Origin of the sequence: Pauljensenia sp. 20925_1_25 (assembly GCF_041433955.1) — a bacterium.
Lineage (GTDB): Bacteria > Actinomycetota > Actinomycetes > Actinomycetales > Actinomycetaceae > Pauljensenia.
The window spans coordinates 1-1,312 of the sequence record NZ_JAPWCL010000046.1 but is presented as its reverse complement, the minus strand read 5'-3'; the positions used below and the strand labels follow the sequence as shown (position 1 = coordinate 1,312).

The window sequence follows — 1,312 nt, the reverse complement described above, 5'->3', positions numbered from 1 at the left end:
GAGGTCCTTGATGATGAGCGGACTTCAACCCCCGCGATCTTCAAAGGACCTCGACAATGTCTCACCCTACCTGCTGCTGCTCCGTGTCGCTTAATCGTTGTGATCGGTGTGATCTGCTCGTCGGTTTGGAGGGCTTCCATCTGGTTGCTGCCGCTCGGCGTGAGTACGGTCTGATGCTCGACATAGAGTCCTGTGATCGCCGCGCTGGCTGCCCGGGTTGTGGGGTGATCGCACAAGGCCACGGGCGCGTGGTGGTGGAGGTGATCGACGCGCCCTGGGCCGGGGTTCCAGTGCGGATCCGATGGTTTAAGCGCCGATGGATATGCCGCGAAACCACCTGCCAGATCGCGACCTTTAGCGAGCAGAACCACTCAATGTGCGCACCTCGGGCGCGTCTGGGTGTGCGGGCGATCCGCTGGGCGATCCGACAGTTGCGCTTCGAGGGAGCCACTATCTTGGGGCTGGCCCGACAGTTAGGAACCACGTGGAATACCGTGTGGTCCCATATCAAGCCGTGCCTGCAAGCCGCATCTGATGACCCCGCCCGCTTCACAGGGATTCGGGTGCTGGGGGTTGACGAGCACGTGTGGCACCACCAGGACCGACGCCACCGGGGCCCACGTGAACTCACCGGCATCGTGGACCTGACTTGCGGGGAGGAGCATCCCACGGCCCGCTTGTTGGACCTGGTTCCGGGTAGGTCTGGCACCGTGTACAAGAACTGGCTAGAAGAGCGCGGCGAAGACTTTCGCTCCGGTATCCAGATCGCGACGCTGGATCCCTTCCAAGGATACAAGAACGCCATCGACGACCAGCTCCAAGACGCAACCAGCGTCCTCGATGCCTTCCATATCGTCAAGCTCGCCGGCGATGCCCTTGATGAGGTACGCCGCCGCGTCCAGCAAGACACGACCGGTCACCGCGGGCGCAAGGGCGATCCCCTCTATCAGATCCGCAATCTTTTGCGCGCCTCGCGTGATCGGCTCACGAAGCGTCAACAAGAACGACTCCGTGAGGCCTTCACGGCAGATGAGGCGCATATCAGTGTGGAAGTCGCCTACCACTGCGCCCAGCAAGTCCGCGACGTCTTCCATCAAGCCACACCCGCCCAAGGCCGACGCCTGGCCGCACACCTCATTGAGCGCCTACCAACGTGTCCCATCCCCGAAATCGCTCGTCTGGGGCGGACCCTACGCAAGTGGAAGGACGCATTCTTGGCCTACTTCGACACCGGTGGAGCCAGCAACGGCCCCACAGAAGCCATCAACGGAATCATCGAACTAGGCAGACGCACCGCCAGAGGCTACCGCAA

The 1,312-nt window shown here is 62.2% G+C and carries 1 protein-coding gene; it reads left to right on the top strand.

The window, feature by feature from the left end; all coding sequences use genetic code 11:
- Nucleotides 1-56: 56 nt before the first annotated feature.
- The coding region (locus O3932_RS10440) for an ISL3 family transposase (RefSeq protein WP_371538305.1) at nucleotides 57-1,312 on the top strand (1,256 nt) is incomplete at its 3' end.